The organism is Streptomyces sp. CA-142005 (assembly GCF_050942335.1).
GTDB lineage: Bacteria > Actinomycetota > Actinomycetes > Streptomycetales > Streptomycetaceae > Streptomyces.
On the sequence record NZ_CP192078.1, the window covers coordinates 4,399,301 to 4,419,230 of the forward strand.

The following is a 19,930-nucleotide window of genomic DNA, read 5'->3' on the forward strand; positions in this document are numbered from 1 at the left end:
CGCCCCCGGTCCCCGCTCAGACCACCCGTTCGCCGCGCCGCCACACCCCGCTGACCAGGGGCACGCCCGGGCGGTAGGCGAGGTGGACGTGGCTGGGGGCGTCCAGGAGGGTCAGGTCGGCCCGGGCGCCGGGGGTGAGGCGGCCGATGTCGGTGCGGCGCAGGGCCGCCGCGCCGCCCGCCGTGGCCGACCAGACCGCCTCGTCCGGGGTCATCCGCATGTCGCGCACGGCCAGGGCGATGCAGAAGGGCAGCGAGGAGGTGAAGGACGAGCCCGGGTTGCAGTCCGTGGAGAGGGCGACCGTGACGCCCGCGTCCAGCAGACGGCGGGCGTCCGGCCACGCGGCGCGGGTGGAGAACTCGGCGCCGGGCAGGAGCGTGGCCACCGTGGCGCCGTTGGCGAGCGCGTCCACGTCGGCGTCCGTGAGGTGGGTGCAGTGGTCGGCGCTGGCCGCGTCCAGTTCGACGGCCAGCTGGACGCCGGGGCCGTAGGAGAGCTGGTTGGCGTGGATGCGGGGGTGCAGGCCCTTCGCCTTGCCGGCCGTGAGGATCGCGCGGGCCTGGTCGCCGTCGAAGGCGCCCTTCTCGCAGAACACGTCGATCCAGCGGGCGTGCGGCGCGCAGGCGTCCAGCATCTCGCCGGTGACCAGGGCGACATAGGCGGCCGGGTCGTCGGCGTAGTCGGGCGGGACGATGTGCGCGCCGAGGTACGTCACCTCGTCGGTGTGCCGCGCCGCGAGGCGCAGCGCGCGGTACTCGTCCTCGACGGTCAGGCCGTAGCCCGACTTGGTCTCGAAGGTCGTCGTGCCCTGACGGAGGGCCTCGTCGAGGTAACGGCTGAGGTTGGTCTCCAGTTCCGCGTCGCTCGCCGCCCGGGTGGCCGCGACCGTGGTGCGGATGCCGCCCGCCGAGTAGGAGCGGCCGGACATACGGGCGTTGAACTCCTGCGTGCGGTCCCCGGCGAACACCAGGTGCGAGTGCGAGTCCACGAAGCCCGGCAGCACCGCCCGGCCGCCCGCGTCGACCCGGTTGTCAGTGGCGGGTGCTTTGCTGGATTCACCGGTCCACGCGACGCGGTCGCCGTCGATGACGACGGCCGCGTCCTGGATCAGACCGAGGGGGGAGCCGTCACCGGAGGAGGGGTCGTTGGTGACCAGCGTGGCGATGTTGGTGATGACGGTGCTGCTGCTCATGGTCTCGTCCTTGTGGGGAGCGACGGGGTTCAGCCGCGGAGGGCTTCGACGGCGGCGGACAGCGCCTGCGGCACGTCGGGTACGAGGGTGTGCGCCCCGTCCCGTACGACGTGCCGGCCGCCCACGACCGTATGCCGTACGTCCGCCGCGCTCGCCGCGAATACGGCCGTCTCGGCGCCCAGCCTGGGCAGCGGGCCCGCTGTCCTGACCGAGTCGAGGGCGAGGGTGGTGAAGTCGGCGAGGGCGCCGGCTTCGAGGGTGCCGGCCTCGTCCCAGCCGAGGGCGGCGTGGCCGTCGGCGGTGGCGGCCCGCAGCAGGGAGTCGGCCGTCCAGTGCCCCCGGGTGCGGGTGCGCAGCCGCTCGTTCAGCTCCATCGCGCGCGCCTCTTCGAGCAGGTCGATGACGGCGTGGCTGTCGGAGCCGAGACAGAGCGGGGAGCCGGCCCGCTGCAGGGCGACGGCCGGGCCGATGCCGTCGGCCAGGTCGCGCTCGGTCGTCGGGCACATGCAGGTGCCGGTGCCCGAGCCGCCGAGCAGGGCGATGTCCTCGTCGGTGAGATGGGTGTTGTGCACACCGGTGGTGCGCGGCCCGAGGACGCCGTGGTCGGCGAGCAGCCGGGTGGGCGTGCAGCCGTGCGCGGCGAGGCAGGCGTCGTTCTCGGCGGTCTGCTCCGACAGGTGCACATGCAGCGGGGCCCGCCGCTGCCCGGCCCACTCCGCCACGGTCGCCAACTGCCCGGCGGGCACGGCCCGTACGGAGTGAATCGCCGCCCCGATCCGCGCGTGGTCCCGCTCCTTGAGAACTGCACAGCGTTCGGCCCAGGCCTCCGCGCTGCCGTCGGAGAACCGCAGCTGGTGGGTGTTGGGCGGTTCACCGAAGCCGGAAGACACGTAACAGGTGTCGAGGAGGGTGATCCGGATGCCGGCCTCGGCGGCGGCGTCGATCAGCGCCTCGCCCATGGCGTTGGGGTCGGCGTAGGGAGTGCCGCCGGGCGCGTGGTGCACGTAGTGGAACTCGCCGACGCAGGTGACGCCGGCCAGGGCCATCTCGGCGTACACCGCGCGCGCCAGGGCGTGGTAGGTGTCCGGGGTCAGGTGGTCGGCGACGGAGTACATCACCTCGCGCCAGGTCCAGAAGGTGCCGGAGCCGACCTGGACGGTGCCGCGCAGCGCCCGGTGGAAGGCGTGGCTGTGGGCGTTGGCGAGCCCCGGCAGGGTGAGCCCGCGCAGCACCTCGGCGCCGGGCGGCGGGGTGGGCGCCCCGGTGCGCACGGCACCGATCCGCCCGCCCTCGGTCTCGACGACGACCCCCGGCTCGACGCATCGGCCGAGCCAGGCGTGCTCCAACCAGTAGGTCCGCTTGGTCACCTGCAGGCCAGCCCTTCCAGTACGTCGGCGAGCGCGCGCACCCCGGCCAGGCAGTCGTCCTCGGCGGCGAACTCGGCCGGGGAGTGCGAGACACCGGTGGGGTTGCGCACGAACAGCATGGCGGTCGGAATGCTGCCGGAGAGGATTCCGGCGTCGTGTCCGGCCCCGGTCCCGAGGACGGGCACCTTCAGGCCGGTGTCCTTGCCGAGGATGCGGCCGAGCTCGTCGCGCAGGGCGTGGTCGAACTCGACGACGGGCGTGAAGGACTCCCGTACGACGTCCAGATCGATGCCGTGGGCGTCCGCGTACTCCCGTGCGGCCTTCTCGATCCCGCCGACCACGGTGTCCAGGGTGTCCTGGTCGGCGGCGCGGGAGTCGAGCCAGCCGCGCACGAGGGAGGGGATCGCGTTGACCCCGTTGGGCTCCACGGCGATCTTGCCGAAGGTGGCGACGGCACCGGCGAGTTCGGCCTCGCGGCGGGCGGCGAGCACGGTCTCGGCGTAGGACGGCATCGGGTCGCGGCGGTCGGCCAGCCGGGTGGTGCCGGCGTGGTTGGCCTCGCCCCGGAAGTCGAACCTCCAGCGGCCGTGCGGCCAGATGGCGCTGGCGATGCCCACCCGGTCGCCGGACAGGTCCAGGGCCCGGCCCTGCTCGACGTGCAGTTCGACGAAGGCGCCGATCCGGGCCAGCCGCTCGGGGTCGGCTCCGATGCCCTCGGGGTCGTATCCGGCGGCCTCCATGGCCTGCGGGAGGCTGATCCCGTCGGCGTCGGTGAGCCGGTGGGCCTGCTCGCCGGTCAGCTGACCGGCGGTGAGCCGCGACCCGACACAGGCGAGCCCGAACCGGGCCCCTTCCTCGTCCCCGAAGTTGACGACGGCCAGGGGCTTGGCGAACCGCGCGTTCCTGCTCCGCAGCTCGTCGAGGGCCGCGAAGGAGGACACCACACCGAGAGGGCCGTCGAAGGCACCACCGTCGGGCACGGAGTCCAGGTGCGACCCGGTGACGACGGCGTCCCCGGCAGCGGGGTCACCGAGCCAGGCCCACTGGTTGCCGTTCCGGTCGACCTCGTAGGTCAACCCGCGTGCCTCGGCCTGCTCCTTGAACCACGCCCGGCAGTCGGCGTCGGCGCCGGTCCAGGCGTAGCGCCGGTAGCCGCCGGAGGCGGAGCTGCGGCCGATCGGCAGCAGCTCCGCCCACATGCTGTGGAAACTCACGCGTCGTCACCCTCGCGCATGGGCACCCGGACACCGCGCTCCCCGGCCACCGACTCCGCGATGTCGTACCCGGCGTCCACGTGCCGGATGACGCCCATGCCGGGGTCGTTGGTGAGGACGCGCCGGATCTTCTCGCCACCCAGCTTCGTACCGTCGGCCACGGTCACCTGCCCGGCGTGAATGGACCGGCCCATGCCCACGCCGCCACCGTGGTGGATGGAGACCCACGACGCACCGGAGGCCACGTTCACCATGGCGTTCAGCAGGGGCCAGTCGGCGATCGCGTCGGATCCGTCGAGCATGGCCTCGGTCTCGCGGTACGGCGAGGCCACCGACCCGCAGTCCAGGTGGTCGCGGCCGATCGCCAGCGGAGCGGCCAGCTCGCCGGAGGCCACCATGTCGTTGAAGCGCTCGCCGGCCTTGTCGCGCTCGCCGTAGCCGAGCCAGCAGATGCGCGCGGGCAGGCCCTGGAAGTGGACGCGCTCGCCGGCCATCTTGATCCAGCGGGCCAGGGACTCGTTCTCCGGGAACAGCTCCAGGATCGCCTTGTCGGTCTTGGCGATGTCGGCGGGGTCGCCGGACAGGGCGGCCCAGCGGAAGGGGCCCTTGCCCTCGCAGAACAGCGGCCGGATGTAGGCGGGGACGAAGCCGGGGAAGGCGAATGCCCGGTCGTAGCCCGCCAGCTGGGCCTCGCCGCGGATGGAGTTGCCGTAGTCGAAGACCTCGGCGCCTGCGTCCATGAAGCCGACCATGGCCTCCACGTGACGCGCCATGGACTCGCGGGCACGCGTGGTGAAGCCGGCCGGGTCCTTCGCGGCGGCGTCGGCCATGTCCTCGAAGGCCACGCCCACCGGCAGGTAGGACAGCGGGTCGTGGGCGGAGGTCTGGTCGGTGACGATGTCGATGGGGGCGTTCATCGCGAGCAGCTGCGGGACCAGCTCGGCCGCGTTGCCGAGGACGCCGATGGACAGCGGGCGGCGGGCGTCGCGGGCCTCGGTGGCCAGCTGGAGCGCGTGGTCGAGGTTGTCGGCCCTGACGTCCAGGTAGCGGTGCTCGATGCGCCGCTCGATGGCGCGCGGGTCGCAGTCGATGCAGATCGCGACGCCGTCGTTCATGGTCACGGCGAGGGGCTGGGCGCCGCCCATGCCGCCGAGGCCGGCGGTCAGGGTGATGGTCCCGGCGAGGGTGCCGCCGAACTTCTTCGCGGCGACGGCGGCGAAGGTCTCGTAGGTGCCCTGGAGGATGCCCTGGGTGCCGATGTAGATCCAGGAGCCGGCGGTCATCTGGCCGTACATGGTCAGGCCGAGGGCCTCCAGACGGCGGAACTCCTCCCAGTTGGCCCAGTCGCCGACCAGGTTGGAGTTGGCGATCAGGACGCGCGGGGCCCACTCGTGGGTCTGCATCACGCCGACCGGGCGGCCGGACTGGACCAGCATGGTCTCGTCCTGCTTGAGGGTCTTCAGCGTGCGGACCATCGCGTCGAAGGAGCGCCAGTCACGGGCGGCCTTGCCCGTGCCGCCGTAGACGACGAGCTTGTCGGGGTGCTCCGCGACCTCCGGGTCGAGATTGTTCTGCAGCATGCGCAGCGCGGCTTCCTGCTGCCATCCCAGGGCGCTCAGTTCCGTGCCGCGCGGTGCTCGTACGGGGCGGGGTCCCGACATCGTCTGCCTCCTCCTGTTGCTCTGTCTATTCACATCCTGTCCTTCTGAATAGAACTAGTCAATACATCGGGGCGCCCCCGTCCGCGCGTCGTGGGTGTTTGGCTGGATGTACCCGAGACGGACACCAGGGGACACGAGGGGAGAGGCCGTGGAGCGGGACATCCGGGACGGCGGCGCGGAGGCCGGGGCGACCGAGGCGCGGGAGCGCGCCGCGCGGCGGGACGAGGCGGTGCGGGCCGCCGTGGAGCAGGGGCTGCTGGGACCGGACGCGGCCGTGGTGGGGCTGCTGGACGTGGCCGGGATCCGTCAGTCGGCGGCGGCGCTGCGGGCGGCGTTCGACGCGGTCGTGCCGCCCGGGACGCCGGTGCTGCACGCGTTCGCGGTGAAGGCGACCCCGCTGGTGCCCGTGCTGCGGCTGCTGCACGAGGCGGGCATCGGCGCGGAGGTGGCGAGCCCGGGCGAGCTGGCGCTGGTGCGGGCGGCCGGGGTGCCGGCGTCCCGCACCGTGCTGGACTCGCCCGCCAAGACCCCGGCGGAGCTGCGCGAGGCGCTGGCCCTGGGCATCGCGGTGAACGCCGACAACCCGCAGGAGCTGGACCGGCTGGACGCCCTGGTGCGGTCCGCGCCGACCGGGTCCCCGCTCGGCCTGAGGGTGAACCCGCAGGTCGGCGGTGGCGCGATCGGGGCCACCTCGACGGCGACGGAGACCTCCAAGTTCGGGGTGGCGCTGCGCGACGAGGGGGCGCGCGAGTGGGTCGTACGGGCGTATCTGGACCGGCCGTGGCTGACCCGGCTGCACGCGCACACCGGCTCGCAGGGCATCCCGCTGGCGCTGCTGGCGCGGGGCGCGGCGGAGACGTACGCGCTCGCGGAGGAGATCAACGAGCGGGCGGGGCGGCGGCAGATCGACACGCTCGACATCGGCGGCGGGCTGCCGGTGAACTTCGCGGCCGAGGCGACGGCGCCCTCGTACGCGCAGTACGCCCGGCTGCTGGCCGAGGAGGTGCCGGGACTGTTCGACGGGCGGTACGGGCTCGTGACCGAGTTCGGACGGTCGCTGCTGGCCAAGCAGGGGACGATGGTGGCCCGGGTGGAGTACGCCAAGAGCGCGGGCGGCCGGCGGATCGCGGTGACGCACGCGGGCGTGCAGGTGGCGACGCGGACGGTGTACGCGCCGGAAGCGTGGCCGCTGAGGATCGCCGCGTACGACGCCAAGGGGCGGCCGAAGCCGGGGCCGGAAGTGGTGCAGGACGTGGCCGGGCCGGCCTGCTTCTCGGGCGACCTGCTGGCGGAGGGGCGGGCGCTGCCCCTGCTGGAGCAGGGCGACTACGCGGCGGCGCTGGACACGGGCGCGTACTACTTCGCCCACCACTACGCCTACAACTCCCTTGTCCGGCCGGGCATCTACGGATTCGCGCCGGACGGCTCGGGGGGCGTCGCCTTCGCGGCCGTACGGGAGCCGCAGACCATCGCCGAGGTGGTGGCGGAGTCCGGCGGGGCGCACGTGGACGCGCTCACCACCCTCCAGGCACCGGGAAGCCGTTGACGCACCCCCGGCGCCCCTCGAACAAATGGATCAACTCCCCTGACACAGAGGTCAGTTGACCCACACTAGTACGCCGGAAGCATGTTCCACTGGAAAATGCCAAAGGCTCCACCTTTCCCGCGCACGGTGCGTAGTGTCGCTGTCACTCAGCCGGAGAACCAGGCGGGAGGGGAGCCACCGGTGCCCGGAATCGACGAGTGCCTGCTGGAAGCGATGCGATTGCCCGGTGCCCGGGGAGCGGCACTGGTGGACTGGACGAGCGGACTGGCCCTCGGCACGGTCGGGGAGGCGCCCGGCGGCGATCATGAGACGACCGCCGCCGAGGCCGCCGAACTGGCCCGGATGGCCGCCGAGCACGGCGCCTTCGCGACCCAGTCCGACGACGGGCACCCGACCGTCGAGGACGTGATCGTCAGCAACCGCGACAGCTACCACCTGCTCAGATTCGTGGACACGTCCTTCGACAGCAGCGTCTTCCTGCACCTGTGGCTCGGCCGTGAGGAGGGCAATCTCGCGCTCGCCCGGATCCGGCTCGGCGAGATGGCGGCCCGGCTGGTGCTGGGATGACCGTGGCCGAGATACCTCCGCCGCCCCTGCCGGTGCGGGACAGGTCGGCCGGCCGGGCGCTGTCGCCGATGCTGACCCGCCTCGCCGAGGAACGGGCGACCGGCGTCCTGGTCCGCGAGCACGGCACCCTGTACCTCGCCGAGGGCCGGGTGGTGCACGCCGAGAGCCCGTTCGCCCCCGGTCTCGACGTGCTCCTCACGGCCCACGGCACCCTCGCGGCCACCGCCTGGCAGCAGGCCGCCGCCGAGACCTCCGGCCCGCTGCACGCCGCCGAACTCCTGCTGGACTCCGGACTGCTGCCCGCGGGCGCGCTGGAGCTGTGCCACCTGGACGCGCTCTACGACGCCGGCTACTTCGCGCTCGCCCCGAGCAGCGCCCCGGGCCGCTTCCGCTACGACCGCGCGCCCCGCCTCGGCCCGCTGCCCTCGGTCCCGGTCGTCGCCCTGGAACGCGAGACGCTGCGCCGCCGCCTGCTGCTGCACCGGCTGTGGCCCGACCCGGCCGCCGACAGCGCCCCGCTGATCCGCGCGGCCCCGGCCGCCGGACGGGCCGCCACCGCGCCGGTCAGGCCCCGGCAGCGGGCGGTCCTGGACCGCGTGGACGGCGTCCGCACGGCCCCCCAGATCGCCCGGAACCTGGGCCGGCAGGCCTTCCACACGCTGGTGGACGTGCGCCGGCTCGTGGCGGCCGGCCATGTCGTACCCCGGCCGGCGGCGCCCCCGCCGCCGCCCCTACCCCCGGTCACCGACCCCGACATCGCGCTGCTGAAGAGGCTCAGGGATGCGCTGGAGGCACTTTGAACGGCACCGCACCGCCGAGAGGAGAGAGCTGATGGTGTCCGAGGAGGACCTCGAGGCCGTCCTGGCCGAGCTGCACCAGCTGCGCAGCCGGGTGCCGCAGCTCACCGGCGCCCTGGCGGCCGGCGTCGACGGCCTCGTCGTCGCCCACGACACGCCCGGAGTCGACCCGGAGGGCCTCGCTGCCCTCACCGCCGCCGCGCTCGGCGTCGCCGTGCGGGTCGCCGACGCCACCGGCAACGGCGGCTTCCGGGAGCTGCTGGTGCGCGGCGAGCGCGGCTATGTCGCCACCTACGCGGCCGGCCGCACCGCCGTACTGACCCTGCTCGCCCAGGACCGGGTCAACGTCGGCCGGCTGCACTTGGAGGGCCGCCGCTCCGGGGCCCGCGTCGGGGAGCTGCTCGACGCCGCCGACGCCGCGGCCCGACAGGCCCGGCGGGCCGGGCGCCCGCTGGGCGCCGTCAGCACCACACCCCCGACCACCCGTACCCGCACGACCCGCACGCCCCGCGCGGCAAGCGCCGACGCGCGCACCGCGACCGACAGTTGAACCGTTCGAGAGGATCCACCATGGCCAACACCGAGACCGCGCTGAAGGAAGCCCTCACCTCCATCGAGGGCGCCACCGGCGTCGCGCTCGTCGACTACACCAGCGGCATGGCGCTGGGCACGATGGGCGGCAGCAAGAGCTTCGACCTGAACGTCGCCGCCGCGGGCAACACCGACGTGGTCCGCGCCAAGATGCGCACGATGGAGATGCTCGGCATCAAGGGCGGGATCGAGGACATCCTGATCACGCTGTCCGACCAGTACCACCTGATCCGCCTGCTCAACAGCCGGAGCGGCAACGGCCTGTTCCTCTACCTGGTCCTCGACTCCTCCCGGGCCAACCTGGCGATGGCCCGGCACCAGCTGAGGAAGATCGAGCAGGAACTGGAGGTCTGAGCCCCGGCGAGGCCTGGACCAGGGCCGCGGTACGGCGGCGGGCCCCGCCCGGGGCCGCGTCGCCGGCCGCGATGCCCGTACCGCGCAGGCCCTTCACGGCCTTGCCCGCCGGGCTGCCGCCGCGCCGGTCGAGCCAGTCGACGCGCACCCACAGCAGCGTCTGCTCGGCGCGTTCGCGGCGCCCGAGCCAGGCGGCCTTCAGCCGCAGCCCGGTGCCGAGCCCGGCCAGCAGCATGCCGCCGGCCACCGGCACCGCGAAGGAGGAGCCGAGCGCGGCGGCCAAGGCCGACAGCAGCCACCAGCGGTGGCCCCGGCGCCAGTTGCACACGGTCACCGCCCGGTCCTGCAGCACGTCGTACTTGCCCGCGCGGGCCGCGCCGCGGGCGAGGGCGCCGTACCGGCCCCGGCGCACCAGCGCCACGGCCGCCGCGCCGACGAGGAACAGCGCCGCCCCGGCGAGCACCCCGATCCGCCGCCCCGTCAGCCCGGACGGCAGCACCCCGATCCCGGCGGCGCACACCCCGAACCACCACAGCGGTGCGGCCCCCGCCCGTACGACGACGGCCACCCGGGCCAGCCCCTGTCCTCCGCGCGCCACGTCAGCCTCCCGTGTCACGTGTCCGCAAAGCGCCTTGAGTGTCGTGAGGACGCTAGCGGCCGAACGTGAGACGAATCTGAGAGCGGACGGGCCTATTCCACGAAGAGGCCGCGCGCCGCCGCCTTCGCGTCGAACTCCTCCAGCCGGGCCTGCGCCTGGGGCAGGTCGTCGCAGACCGCCTCCAGCAGCACCCGTCCGAGCAGCATCGGCGCGCACGCGGTGTCGAAGGCGAGCCCGGTGCCCACGGCGGCGGGCAGCAGCAGGTCGGAGTACTTGGCGACCGGCGCGAAGGCGGAGTCGGCGACCGTGACGGTCGTCAGGCCGACGTCCTTGGCGTAGGCGAGGGTGTCGACGACCTCGCGCGGATGCCGGGGCAGGGCGAAGCACAGCAGCGCCGAGGCGCCCGCGCGGACGGACGCGTCGATCCGGTCCTGGATCATGGTGCCGCCCTCGTTGAGCAGCCGGACGTCCGGGTGGACCTTGGCGGCGAAGTAGGCGAAGCCGTAGGCCTGGGAGGCGGCGGCGCGCAGGCCCAGCACCGGCAGCGGACGGGAGGCGGCCAGGATCCGGCCGGCCCTCTGCACCGGGCGCGGGTCGGCGAGCAGGTCGGCGAGGTGCCGCAGGTTCTCGATCTCGGCCTCGACGGCCTGCTGGTACTCGTTGAAGGCGCCGGCCTCGGCGGCGGGCTCGGCGGGCACGACCTCGCGCAGGTGCTTGCGCAGCGCCGGATAGCCGTCGAAGCCGAGCGCCACGGCGAACCGGGTCACCGACGGCTGGCTGACCCCGGCCAGCTCGGCCAGCTCCACGCTGGACAGGAAGGGCACGTCGGCGGCCCGCCGGACCATGCTGTGCGCGATGCGGCGCTGGGTCGGCGTGAGCCGGTGACCCTCGAAGAGCGCCTGCAGCCGGTTGGCGGGGCTGTCCGTCAGGGCCACCGTCTCGGCACTTCTGTCCACACCTCTGTCCACACTCCTGTCCACGCTCATGACGCGCTCCCCCTCCAGATGTCCGTGAACCGGTCGAGCAGTGCGGCCGCCTCCGTCACGTCGTCCGTGAGCGGCCGGTCGGCCGGGTCGGGATCGAGGACCGACTCGGCGAGCGCGAACGCCCGGCCGGCCGGCAGCCCCGGATCGGGCCGCAGATCGCGCTGGCGCAGCGCGCGGACGGCGGCGACCAGTTCGCAGCCGACCACCAGACGATACGCACCGCACGCGCGCAGGGTCTGCCGCGCGGCGAGCGAGGCGAAGCTCGCCTGTTCCTCGACGCCCCGGGAGAGTACAGCGTGGCCGAGCGAGGCGGGCGCGGAGAAGGCGCGCAGATCGCCGAGGGCCGCTCCGGCCGCGTACTCCAGGATCATCACGCCGGAGGAGGCCGGCTCGTGGTCGGCGAGGAAAGGGCGCAGCCGGGTGTAGGCGGGCTCGTTGAGCGTGGACAGGCGGGACGTGGACAGCCGGGCCACCTGGGTCAGCGCGAGCCTGAAGTGGTCCAGGGCCAGGGCCAGTTGGGCCTGGTAGAAGCCGCCGTGGTGGTAGGCGGCCAAGTCCTCGGGGGAGATGAGCGGGTTCTCGGCGGCCGCGTTGATCTCCACGGTGAGGACCTGCTCCAAGGCGTCGGCGGCGTCGTGCGCCGGGCCGTGGATCTGGGGCAGGCAGCGGAAGCCGTAGGGGTCCTGGATCCGGCCGAGCGGCGGGGTCGGCCGGTCGGCGGCGCCGATCAGCTGCCGCATCCGCCGGGCCACCTCGGTGCTGCCCCGGTGCGGGCGGGCGGCGTGCACGGGGGCGGCGTACGCCTCGTGGGAGCCGTCGACGGCCAGCAGGGACAGGGCCGCGACGACCTGGGTGGCGCCGATGAGCCCGCGCAGTTCGTGCAGGGCGAGCGCGGACTGGCCGAGGGTGAGGGCGTTGCTGCTGATCAGGGCGAGGGCGTCGTTGTTGTCGAGGGGCTGCGGCTCGGGGGCGCCGGCGCCGCGCCAGGGGTGTTCCCCGGCGAGCGCGAGGCCGACCTGGGCGAGGGCCGCGATGTCGCCGGTGCCGACGGAGCCGAACTCGTTGACGACCGGGTGCGCGCCGGTCTCCAGCGCCTCGCACAGGGCGGTGACCACGCCCGGCCTGAGGCCCGCGCCGCCGGCCAGCAGCTGGTTGGCGCGGACGGCGAGCATGGCGCGCACCTGGCGGGCGGGGAGTTCCTCGCCGATCGCGCCGGCGTGACTGCGCAGCAGCCGCAGACCGTGGCCGGCGGCGGCCTCGGTGGGCACGTCCTCGTTCCGGTTGGCGCCCACGCCGGTGGAGCGGCCGTAGACGCGCCCGGTGGCGGCGATCTGCCGGGCGGCGTTCCAGGAGCGCTCCACGCGCCGCATCGCCTCGGCCTCGGGGACGGCACGCACGGCGCCGTCGGCGAGCCGCACGACGTCCTCGACGCCGAGTCCGGACCCGTCCAGGGCCACGGCCACGGACCGCGCGGACGGCACAGACATCGGCGCGTCCACGATGCGAGACGACATCACGCCCAAACACCCCTCAATCCGGACAGTGGTTCTTGTTCTTCGGTCATCCGTTACAGCGGATTAACGCCGAACCGTTGACAACCTATTCACACACCAAGAACTCTGCATGACGTTATACAGCCGGGCAAGGGACATCTCATGATCCAGTTCGACGCGGTCCACAAGCGCTTCCCCAACGGCACGACAGCAGTCCACGACCTCAGCCTGGAGATGCCGGAAGGCGGTATCACCGTCCTGGTCGGATCTTCCGGTTGCGGCAAGACCACCACCCTGCGGATGATCAACCGGATGGTCGAGCCGACCTCCGGCACCATCCGCGTCGGCGGCAAGGACGTCACCCGGCAGGACGCGGCCGAGCTGCGCCGCTCCATCGGCTATGTCATCCAGCAGGCCGGCCTCTTCCCGCACCGCACGGTGCTCGACAACATCGCCACCGTCCCGCTGCTGCTCGGCTGGAACCGCAGGAAGGCCCGGACCCGCGCCGCCGAACTGCTGGAGACCGTCGGCCTGGCCCCCGAGGCCGGCAAGCGCTACCCGCACCAGCTCTCCGGCGGCCAGCAGCAGCGCGTCGGCGTCGCCCGCGCCCTGGCCGCCGACCCGCCGGTGCTGCTCATGGACGAGCCGTTCGGCGCCGTCGACCCGGTCGTGCGCACCCAGCTCCAGGACGAACTGCTCCGGCTCCAGGCGGAGCTGAACAAGACCATCGTCTTCGTCACGCACGACATCGACGAGGCGGTACGGCTCGGCGACCGGATCGCCGTGTTCCGCACCGGCGGCCACCTGGTCCAGTGCGCCCCGCCCGCCGAACTCCTCGCCCGCCCCGCCGACGACTTCGTGGCCGGTTTCCTCGGCGCCGAGCGCGGCCTGAAGCTGCTGTCCCTGAAGACCCTCGCCGACGTCCCCCAGGGCCCGGCACCGCAGGGCGGCACCTGGACCCTCGTCCTCGACGCGGCGGACAAGCCCCTGCACTGGGCCTCGAAGGACGCCGAGCTCCCGGTGCGCCCGCTGAAGGACACCGACTCCCTGCTGTCGGCCCTCAACGAGTCGGTCGCCTCCCCCACCGGACTGATCGCCCGCGTCGACGCCGACGGCGTCCTGACCGGGGTGTCCTCCCGCGACGACATCCACGAGCACGCCGGGCGCGCCCACGCCGAAGTGCGGGTGGCCGCATGACGATCGACTGGTCCTGGATATCGGCCCACACCGACGACCTCACCACCCTCACGCTCTCCCACCTCCAGGCGGCCCTGACGGCCGTCGCCCTGGGCCTGCTGATCTCGCTGCCGCTGGCCGTGGTCGCCCACCGGATCCCCCGGCTGCGCGGCTTCCTGCTCGGCGCGTCCAACGTCCTCTTCACGATCCCGTCGATCGCGATCTTCGTCCTGCTGCTGCCGGTCAGCGGCCTGACCCGCACCACCACCGTGACCGGCCTGACGATCTACACCCTGGTCGTCCTGCTGCGGAACACCGTCGAGGGCCTGGACTCGGTCCCCGTGAAGGTGAAGGAGGCGGCGAAGGCGATGGGCACGCGCCCCCTGCGCACGCTCCTCACCGTCGAGTTCCCGCTCGCGCTCCCCGTGATCATGGCGGGCGTCCGGATCGCCACCGTCATGTCGATCTCCCTGGTCTCCGTCGCGACCTACATCGGCGACGGCGGCCTCGGCCAGCTCTTCACCGACGGCTTCCAGCGCAACTTCCCGACCCCGGTGATCGCCGGAGTGGTCCTCACCCTGCTCCTCGCGGTCGTCGCGGACGCGGCCCTGGTCGCCGTCCAGTACGCCCTCACCCCCTGGGCCAGGAGGCGAGCCTGATGTACGAACTGTTCAAGAACCTCGGGACGTGGCTGGTCAGCGGCTCCCAGTGGACCGGCCCGGACGGCATCGCGCACCGCCTCGCCGAACACCTGCAGTACTCGCTGCTGGCCACGCTCATCGCCGCCGCCATCGGCCTGCCGCTCGGCCTGCTGATCGGACACACCGGCAAGGGCGCGTTCCTCGCGATCAACCTGGCCTCCTTCGGCCGCGCCCTGCCGACCGTCGGCCTGGTCGTCCTGGTCTTCCTGGCCGGCGGCCTGTCGATGCTGCCGGTGTACGTCGCGCTGGTCGCCCTCGCCGTCCCGGCGATCGTCACCAACACCTACGCCGGGATGACCGCCGTCGACCCGGACGTCAAGGACGCCGCCCGTGGCCAGGGCATGCGCGGCCACCAGGTCCTGTTCCAGGTCGAGCTGCCGCTCGCGCTGCCGCTGATCATGACGGGCCTGCGCCTGGCCCTGATCCAGGTCGTCGCCACGGCGACCATCGCCGCGTACGTCTCCTTCGGCGGGCTGGGCCGCTACGTCTTCGACGGCCTCGCCCAGCGCGACCTGGTCCAGGTGCTCGGCGGGGCGGTGCTGGTCGCCGTCGTCGCCGTCGTCCTGGACGTGGCCCTGGCCTCGCTCCAGCGCTTCCTCTTCCGTCACCGCACCGCGTAGGGATAAACGACCAATGAACCGACGTACTGTCCTCGGCGGCCTGTTCGCGGTCGCCTCCGTGCCCGTCCTCTCCGCCTGCGCGGGCGGCATCACCTCCCTCAACGGCCAGGGCTCCGCCGCCGGCGGCGCCGGCTCCAGCAAGGGCGGAGTCACCATCGGCACGGCCAACTTCACCGAGAACCAGGTCCTCGGCTACCTCTACGCCGCCGCCCTCCAGGGCGCCGGTGTGAAGACGACCGTCCGCCCCAACCTCGGCACCCGCGAGATCGTCATCCCCGCGCTCAGGGGCGGCGACATCGACCTGCTGCCCGAGTACCAGGGCGCCCTCCTCAACTACCTGGCCCCGAAGGTCACGGCCGCCGAGTCGGGCGAGATGCAGAACGCCCTCACCCAGGCCCTCCCGGCCGGCCTCCAGGTGCTGCCGTACGGCATGGCGGAGGACTCCGACGCCTTCGTCGTCACCCGCGAGACGGCGAAGAAGTACGGCCTGGCCTCCCTCGCCGACCTGAGGAAGCAGAACGGGAAGCTGGTCATCGGCGCCGCCCCCGAGGTGAAGAAGCGCCAGGTCGGCGCGGTCGGCCTGAAGGACGTGTACGGCGTGGAGTTCAAGGAGTTCAAGTCGCTCGACTCCGACGGGCCGCTGGTCAAGGGCGCGTTGAAGAAGGGCGACGTGGACGTGGCGAACCTGTTCACCACCGACACCGACATCAGGGCCAACGACTGGGTGGTGCTCACCGACCCCCAGCACCTCATCCCCAGCCAGCACATCGTCCCGCTCATCGCCGACCGCAAGGCCGACGACACCGTCCGCAAGGCCCTCGCCCGGCTCGGCAACCTGCTGACCACCGCCCAGCTCACCGAGCTCAACCGGCAGGTGGACAAGGACAAGAAGGACCCCGAGGACGTGGCCAACGCCTACGCGAAGCAGCACGGGCTGGTGAAGTAGATGAGCGGCCTGGTGGAACTGCGCTCCATCGACGTCGTCCCGGACGAGGAGCGCCATGGCACCGCCTTCAGCCAGTTCACGCTCTGGCTGGGCGCCAACCTGCAGATCACGGCGGTCGTCACCGGCGCCCTCGCGGTCGTCTTCGGCGGGGACGTCGTCTGGTCGCTGACCGGCCTGCTGCTGGGCAATCTGCTCGGCGGCGCGGTGATGGCCCTGCACTCGGCGCAGGGCCCCCGGCTCGGTCTGCCGCAGATGATCCAGTCGCGGGCGCAGTTCGGGGTGCGCGGGGCGGTCGTACCGCTGCTCCTGGTGATCGTGATGTACGTCGGCTTCTTCGCGTCCGGCAGCGTGCTCGCCGGGCAGGCGGTGGGCGAGCTGACGCACACCGACGACACGACCGGGATCGTCGTGTTCGCGGCCGTCACGGCGGTCACGGCGGCCGTCGGCTACCGGGTCATCCACGCCCTCGGCCGGGTGGCCGGCGTGATCTGCGCGCTGGCCTTCGTCTACCTCGGCTTCCGGCTCCTCGACCGCGCCGACCTGACCGCCCTGCTGCACGACGCCCACTTCTCACTGCCGATGTTCCTGCTGGCGATGTCCCTGTCGGCGTCCTGGCAACTGGCGTTCGGGCCGTACGTGGCGGACTACTCGCGCTATCTGCCGCGCACGACGTCCACGAGGGCGACCTTCTGGTGGACGCTGTCCGGCTCGGCGCTGGGCAGCCAGTGGTCGATGACCTTCGGCGTGCTGGTCGCGGCGACCGCGGGGGCGAAGTTCCTGGACGGCCAGGTCGGTTACGTCGTCGCCCTCGGCGGCACCGGACTCGTCGCCTCCTTCTTCTACTTCGTCATCGCGCTCGGCAAGCTCACCATCAACGTGCTCAACACCTACGGCGGTTTCATGTCGATGGTGACGAGCGTGAGCGGCTTTCGCGGGCAGCGCCGGCTGTCACGGGCCGGGCGGGCCGCGTACATCGCGCTGATCATGGTGGCCGGCACGGCGGTCGCCCTGCTCGGCAAGGACAGCTTCCTGTCCTCCTTCAAGGACTTCCTGCTGTTCCTGCTGACCTTCTTCACGCCCTGGTCGGCGATCAACCTGGTCGACTACTACCTGATCTCCAAGGAGCGCTACGACATCCCGGCCCTGTCCGACCCGCACGGCCGCTACGGCGCCTGGCGCTGGGACGCCCTCGCCGTGTACGCGCTGGGCCTGCTCGCCCAGCTGCCGTTCCTCGCCACGGGCTTCTACACCGGCCCGCTGGTGGAGCCGCTGGGCGGCGCGGACATCTCCTGGATCGTGGGCCTTGCCGTACCGGCGCTGCTGTACTGGCTGGTGGGCCGGCGGAACGCGGCCTACCCGCCCGACGACGGCAAGAGGGGGGTTGTCCCCAGTGCGGAGGGCGTGAGCGCTCTCTAACGTGTCCCTCATGACCGGAACGGACGGGCGGGACACCGACCTGAGAAAAGAACTCGACGCCACCCTCCAGACCCGCAGGGAACTGGGCGAGGAGTACGAGTCGGCGCTGGTCGACTCCTTCCTGGAGAAGGTCGACCAGCGCATCGACGGGGCGGTCGAGCGCCGGCTGCGCCGGACACTGGCCGAGCAGCGGATGCAGGTGGCGCGCGGCAACCGCCCCGGGGCCGGCGCGGACTCCTGGGCCGAGCGGTTCGGCCTCGCCGTCGTCTCGCTGGTGCTGGCGATCCCGCTGTCGGCGATCGGCGCCTACAACGCCGGCCTGTCCGGCCTGCTGATCTCCTGGGGCGGCGTCGTCGGCGTCAACCTCGTCCAGGCCGCCCGCACCAATCCGGCCCTGCTCGGCCGCCGCAGCCCCTCCGATGACGACTGACCCTCTCACGCCCGTCGAGGGCGGCAGGACAATGATCCGGCGGAGGTCGACGTGCCGGGGCCGGCTGGTGGCGTAGGCGACGACGTCCGCCGTGAGCCCGCCGGTCGCCCCGAACATCTCGTCCAGCTGCCCGGACAGCTCCGTGCTGCGGTGGCGCGGCCCGCCGGCAGCGTGGGCGGCAGCGGCCCGCACCCCGCGTACGCAACGTGCTCGCCTGGAACGCGCTCGGCGACACGGTTGACGGCTTCGGCCGCCTGGCCCCCGGCTGGTCTTGCTGGACCCGGCCGGCCGGAAGCTGTATCCGCAGTGGCACGCGGTCGCCGCCCAGGCCCCGGCGGCGCCGGAGCAGACGATCGTGGTGTACACGCCGGAACCGGGGTCGGAGACGGCCGAAGGCCTCGCTCCGCCGGGGAGTCGGGCACCGAGCGCCGCTCGCCGAACCCGGCCGGAAAAGAATTGCGCGGGGACCGCCGCACCCCCGTTGCCGGGGGGCGGGACGACGGCGGTCCCCGCGAGGGACGCGGGCCGGGTCAGGGCCGGGCTTGCGCGTCCGTGGCGTCCATGGAGGTCCGGGAGCCGCTCCGGAGGTCCTAGGCGCCGTTCGGCGCCGGCCGGGGCGGGGAGCCGCTCCCGCCCTGCCGACATCCACCAATGTGCCGGACGCGTGTTAAGCGGGTGCTGCGCGCACGTGACACGCTCGTACCACTTCCGCGAACCCCGCCTCACCTCAAACGGCGCCGGTGAACCCGCAGTTCACCCGGGCTTCGCTACTGCTTTCCGCCCTTGGCCAGGAACGCCAGCAGGTCCTGCCGGCTGACCACGCCGGTGGGCTTGCCCTCGACCAGGACGATCGCCGCGTCGGCCGAGCCGAGCACGGACATCAGGTCGCCGACCGGCTCGCCGGAGCCGACCTGGGGCAGCGGGGCGCACATGTGCTTCTCCAGCGGGTCGTCGAGGGAGGCGCGCTTGGAGAACAGGGCGTCCAGCAGCTCGCGTTCCACCACGGACCCGACGACCTCGGCGGCCATCACGTCCGGGTGACCGGCGCCCGGCTTGACGACCGGCATCTGCGAGACGCCGTACTCGCGCAGCACCTCGATGGCCTGGCCGACGGTCTCCTCCGGGTGCATGTGCACCAGGGAGGGGATGGTGCCGGCCGCCTTGTCGTTCAGGACGTCGCCGACGCGGGCGCTCGGGCCCTCGTCCTCCAGGAAGCCGTAGTCGGCCATCCACTCGTCGTTGAAGATCTTGCTGAGGTAGCCGCGGCCGCTGTCCGGAAGCAGGACGACCACGACGTCGTCGGGCCCGAGCCGCTCGGCGACCCGCAGCGCCGCGACGACGGCCATGCCGCAGGAGCCGCCCACCAGCAGGCCCTCCTCCTTGGCCAGCCGGCGGGTCATCTGGAAGGAGTCCTTGTCGGACACCGCGACGATCTCGTCCGCGACGGTGCGGTCGTAGGCGGTCGGCCAGAAGTCCTCGCCGACGCCCTCCACCAGGTACGGCCGCCCGGACCCGCCGGAGTACACCGAGCCTTCGGGGTCGGCGCCGACGACCTTGACCTTGCCGTCGCTGACGTCCTTCAGGTAGCGGCCGGTACCGGAGATGGTGCCGCCCGTGCCCACGCCCGCCACGAAGTGGGTGATCCTGCCCTCGGTCTGCTCCCACAGCTCGGGGCCGGTCGAGTGATAGTGCGAGAGCGGGTTGTTGGGGTTGGAGTACTGGTCGGGCTTCCAGGCTCCCGGGGTCTCGCGGACGAGCCGGTCGGAGACGTTGTAGTAGGAGTCCGGGTGCTCGGGCGCGACGGCGGTCGGGCACACGACGACCTCGGCGCCGTAGGCCCGCAGCACGTTGATCTTGTCGGTGGAGACCTTGTCGGGGCACACGAAGATGCACTTGTACCCCTTCTGCTGGGCCACGATGGCCAGCCCCACACCGGTGTTGCCACTGGTCGGCTCGACGATCGTCCCGCCCGGCTTGAGCTCACCGCTCTGCTCGGCGGCCTCGATCATGCGCAGGGCGATGCGGTCCTTCACGGAGCCGCCCGGGTTGAAGTACTCCACCTTGGCCAGGACGGTGGCCTGGATGCCCTTGGTCACGTTGTTGAGCCGCACCAGCGGGGTGTTGCCGACGAGGCTGATCATCGAGTCGTGGAATTGCACCGTTGTCTCCGGATGCTGCAAAAGATGTGGTCTTAGTGGTGTCGCCAGCCTAAGGCCAGCCGTGTGGCCGGCGCGGCCGTTCACTCCCCGTTGAGATTGACGCACGGTCCGTACGG

General features: G+C 72.8%; 18 protein-coding genes and 1 pseudogene. 11 read left to right on the plus strand and 8 right to left on the minus strand.

Annotated features, from left to right (window positions below; all coding sequences use genetic code 11):
- Positions 1–16: 16 nt before the first annotated feature.
- The 4 genes from hutI to hutU are packed head-to-tail and all read right to left on the minus strand — an operon-like array spanning position 17 to position 5,434.
- The gene (gene hutI, locus ACQPXS_RS20620) at positions 17–1,192 is read right to left on the minus strand and encodes an imidazolonepropionase (RefSeq protein WP_433450820.1); all 1,176 of its coding nucleotides are present in this window, start codon (positions 1,190–1,192) and stop codon (positions 17–19) included.
- A gap of 29 nt (positions 1,193–1,221) precedes the next feature.
- Positions 1,222–2,559 carry a formimidoylglutamate deiminase gene (locus ACQPXS_RS20625; RefSeq protein ID WP_365334189.1) on the minus strand — a complete coding sequence of 446 codons (1,338 nt, stop codon included), beginning with the start codon at positions 2,557–2,559 and terminating at the stop codon, positions 1,222–1,224.
- Positions 2,556–3,773 carry an allantoate amidohydrolase gene (locus ACQPXS_RS20630; RefSeq protein ID WP_433450821.1) on the minus strand — a complete coding sequence of 406 codons (1,218 nt, stop codon included), beginning with the start codon at positions 3,771–3,773 and terminating at the stop codon, positions 2,556–2,558. The genes ACQPXS_RS20625 and ACQPXS_RS20630 overlap by 4 nt, the downstream gene beginning before the upstream one ends.
- Entirely contained in the window at positions 3,770–5,434 is a 1,665-nt protein-coding gene (gene hutU / locus ACQPXS_RS20635) for a urocanate hydratase (RefSeq protein ID WP_433450822.1), read from the minus strand. The genes ACQPXS_RS20630 and hutU overlap by 4 nt, the downstream gene beginning before the upstream one ends.
- Before the next feature lie 106 nt (positions 5,435–5,540).
- Here hutU and ACQPXS_RS20640 point away from each other — a divergent pair, with 106 nt between their 5' ends.
- The 5 genes from ACQPXS_RS20640 to ACQPXS_RS20660 all read left to right on the plus strand — a co-directional run bounded on the left by ACQPXS_RS20640 (position 5,541) and on the right by ACQPXS_RS20660 (position 9,289).
- Positions 5,541–6,980: a diaminopimelate decarboxylase gene (locus ACQPXS_RS20640; RefSeq protein ID WP_433450823.1), complete on the plus strand. Its 1,440-nt coding sequence runs from the start codon at positions 5,541–5,543 to the stop codon at positions 6,978–6,980.
- A 180-nt stretch (positions 6,981–7,160) separates the two neighbouring features.
- Positions 7,161–7,547 (plus strand): hypothetical protein, encoded by a 387-nt coding sequence (locus tag ACQPXS_RS20645; RefSeq protein WP_351807429.1) that lies wholly within the window; start codon positions 7,161–7,163, stop codon positions 7,545–7,547.
- A complete protein-coding gene (locus tag ACQPXS_RS20650) occupies positions 7,544–8,347 on the plus strand; it encodes a transcriptional regulator (protein ID WP_433450824.1) in 804 nt (267 codons plus the stop codon). Before ACQPXS_RS20645 ends, ACQPXS_RS20650 begins: the two co-directional genes overlap by 4 nt.
- Before the next feature lie 31 nt (positions 8,348–8,378).
- On the plus strand, positions 8,379–8,894 hold the full coding sequence (locus ACQPXS_RS20655) for a roadblock/LC7 domain-containing protein (protein WP_433450825.1): 516 nt from the start codon (positions 8,379–8,381) through the stop codon (positions 8,892–8,894).
- Between the two features lie 20 nt (positions 8,895–8,914).
- Positions 8,915–9,289, plus strand: coding sequence for a hypothetical protein (locus ACQPXS_RS20660; RefSeq protein ID WP_433450826.1), 375 nt, complete (start codon positions 8,915–8,917; stop codon positions 9,287–9,289).
- Positions 9,290–9,305: 16 nt separating this feature from the next.
- On the opposite strand, the pseudogene ACQPXS_RS20665 reads toward ACQPXS_RS20660, so the two are convergent.
- From ACQPXS_RS20665 to ACQPXS_RS20675, 3 genes and pseudogenes are all read right to left on the minus strand, one after another.
- A pseudogene (locus ACQPXS_RS20665) lies at positions 9,306–9,887 on the minus strand (hypothetical protein); the annotation flags it as partial.
- Between the two features lie 92 nt (positions 9,888–9,979).
- Entirely contained in the window at positions 9,980–10,873 is an 894-nt protein-coding gene (locus tag ACQPXS_RS20670) for a MurR/RpiR family transcriptional regulator (RefSeq protein ID WP_433450827.1), read from the minus strand.
- The gene (locus tag ACQPXS_RS20675) at positions 10,870–12,387 is read right to left on the minus strand and encodes an aromatic amino acid ammonia-lyase (protein WP_433450828.1); all 1,518 of its coding nucleotides are present in this window, start codon (positions 12,385–12,387) and stop codon (positions 10,870–10,872) included. Before ACQPXS_RS20675 ends, ACQPXS_RS20670 begins: the two co-directional genes overlap by 4 nt.
- Before the next feature lie 141 nt (positions 12,388–12,528).
- On the opposite strand from ACQPXS_RS20675, the gene ACQPXS_RS20680 reads away from it, so the two are divergent.
- The 6 genes from ACQPXS_RS20680 to ACQPXS_RS20705 are packed head-to-tail and all read left to right on the plus strand — an operon-like array spanning position 12,529 to position 17,655.
- Positions 12,529–13,563: an ABC transporter ATP-binding protein gene (locus tag ACQPXS_RS20680; protein ID WP_433450829.1), complete on the plus strand. Its 1,035-nt coding sequence runs from the start codon at positions 12,529–12,531 to the stop codon at positions 13,561–13,563.
- A complete protein-coding gene (locus tag ACQPXS_RS20685) occupies positions 13,560–14,201 on the plus strand; it encodes an ABC transporter permease (protein ID WP_433450830.1) in 642 nt (213 codons plus the stop codon). The genes ACQPXS_RS20680 and ACQPXS_RS20685 overlap by 4 nt, the downstream gene beginning before the upstream one ends.
- Complete coding sequence (locus ACQPXS_RS20690; protein ID WP_351807413.1) at positions 14,201–14,863, plus strand: ABC transporter permease; 663 nt, start codon at positions 14,201–14,203, stop codon at positions 14,861–14,863. Before ACQPXS_RS20685 ends, ACQPXS_RS20690 begins: the two co-directional genes overlap by 1 nt.
- 13 nt (positions 14,864–14,876) lie before the next feature.
- The gene (locus ACQPXS_RS20695; RefSeq protein WP_433450831.1) at positions 14,877–15,809 is read left to right on the plus strand and encodes an ABC transporter substrate-binding protein; all 933 of its coding nucleotides are present in this window, start codon (positions 14,877–14,879) and stop codon (positions 15,807–15,809) included.
- On the plus strand, positions 15,810–17,225 hold the full coding sequence (locus ACQPXS_RS20700) for a purine-cytosine permease family protein (protein WP_433450832.1): 1,416 nt from the start codon (positions 15,810–15,812) through the stop codon (positions 17,223–17,225). It abuts the gene before it with no gap.
- A gap of 10 nt (positions 17,226–17,235) precedes the next feature.
- Positions 17,236–17,655 (plus strand): hypothetical protein, encoded by a 420-nt coding sequence (locus ACQPXS_RS20705; RefSeq protein ID WP_433450833.1) that lies wholly within the window; start codon positions 17,236–17,238, stop codon positions 17,653–17,655.
- A 767-nt stretch (positions 17,656–18,422) separates the two neighbouring features.
- On the opposite strand, the gene ACQPXS_RS20710 is transcribed toward ACQPXS_RS20705, so the two are convergent.
- Positions 18,423–19,814 (minus strand): cystathionine beta-synthase, encoded by a 1,392-nt coding sequence (locus ACQPXS_RS20710; RefSeq protein WP_351807406.1) that lies wholly within the window; start codon positions 19,812–19,814, stop codon positions 18,423–18,425.
- Positions 19,815–19,930: the final 116 nt, after the last annotated feature.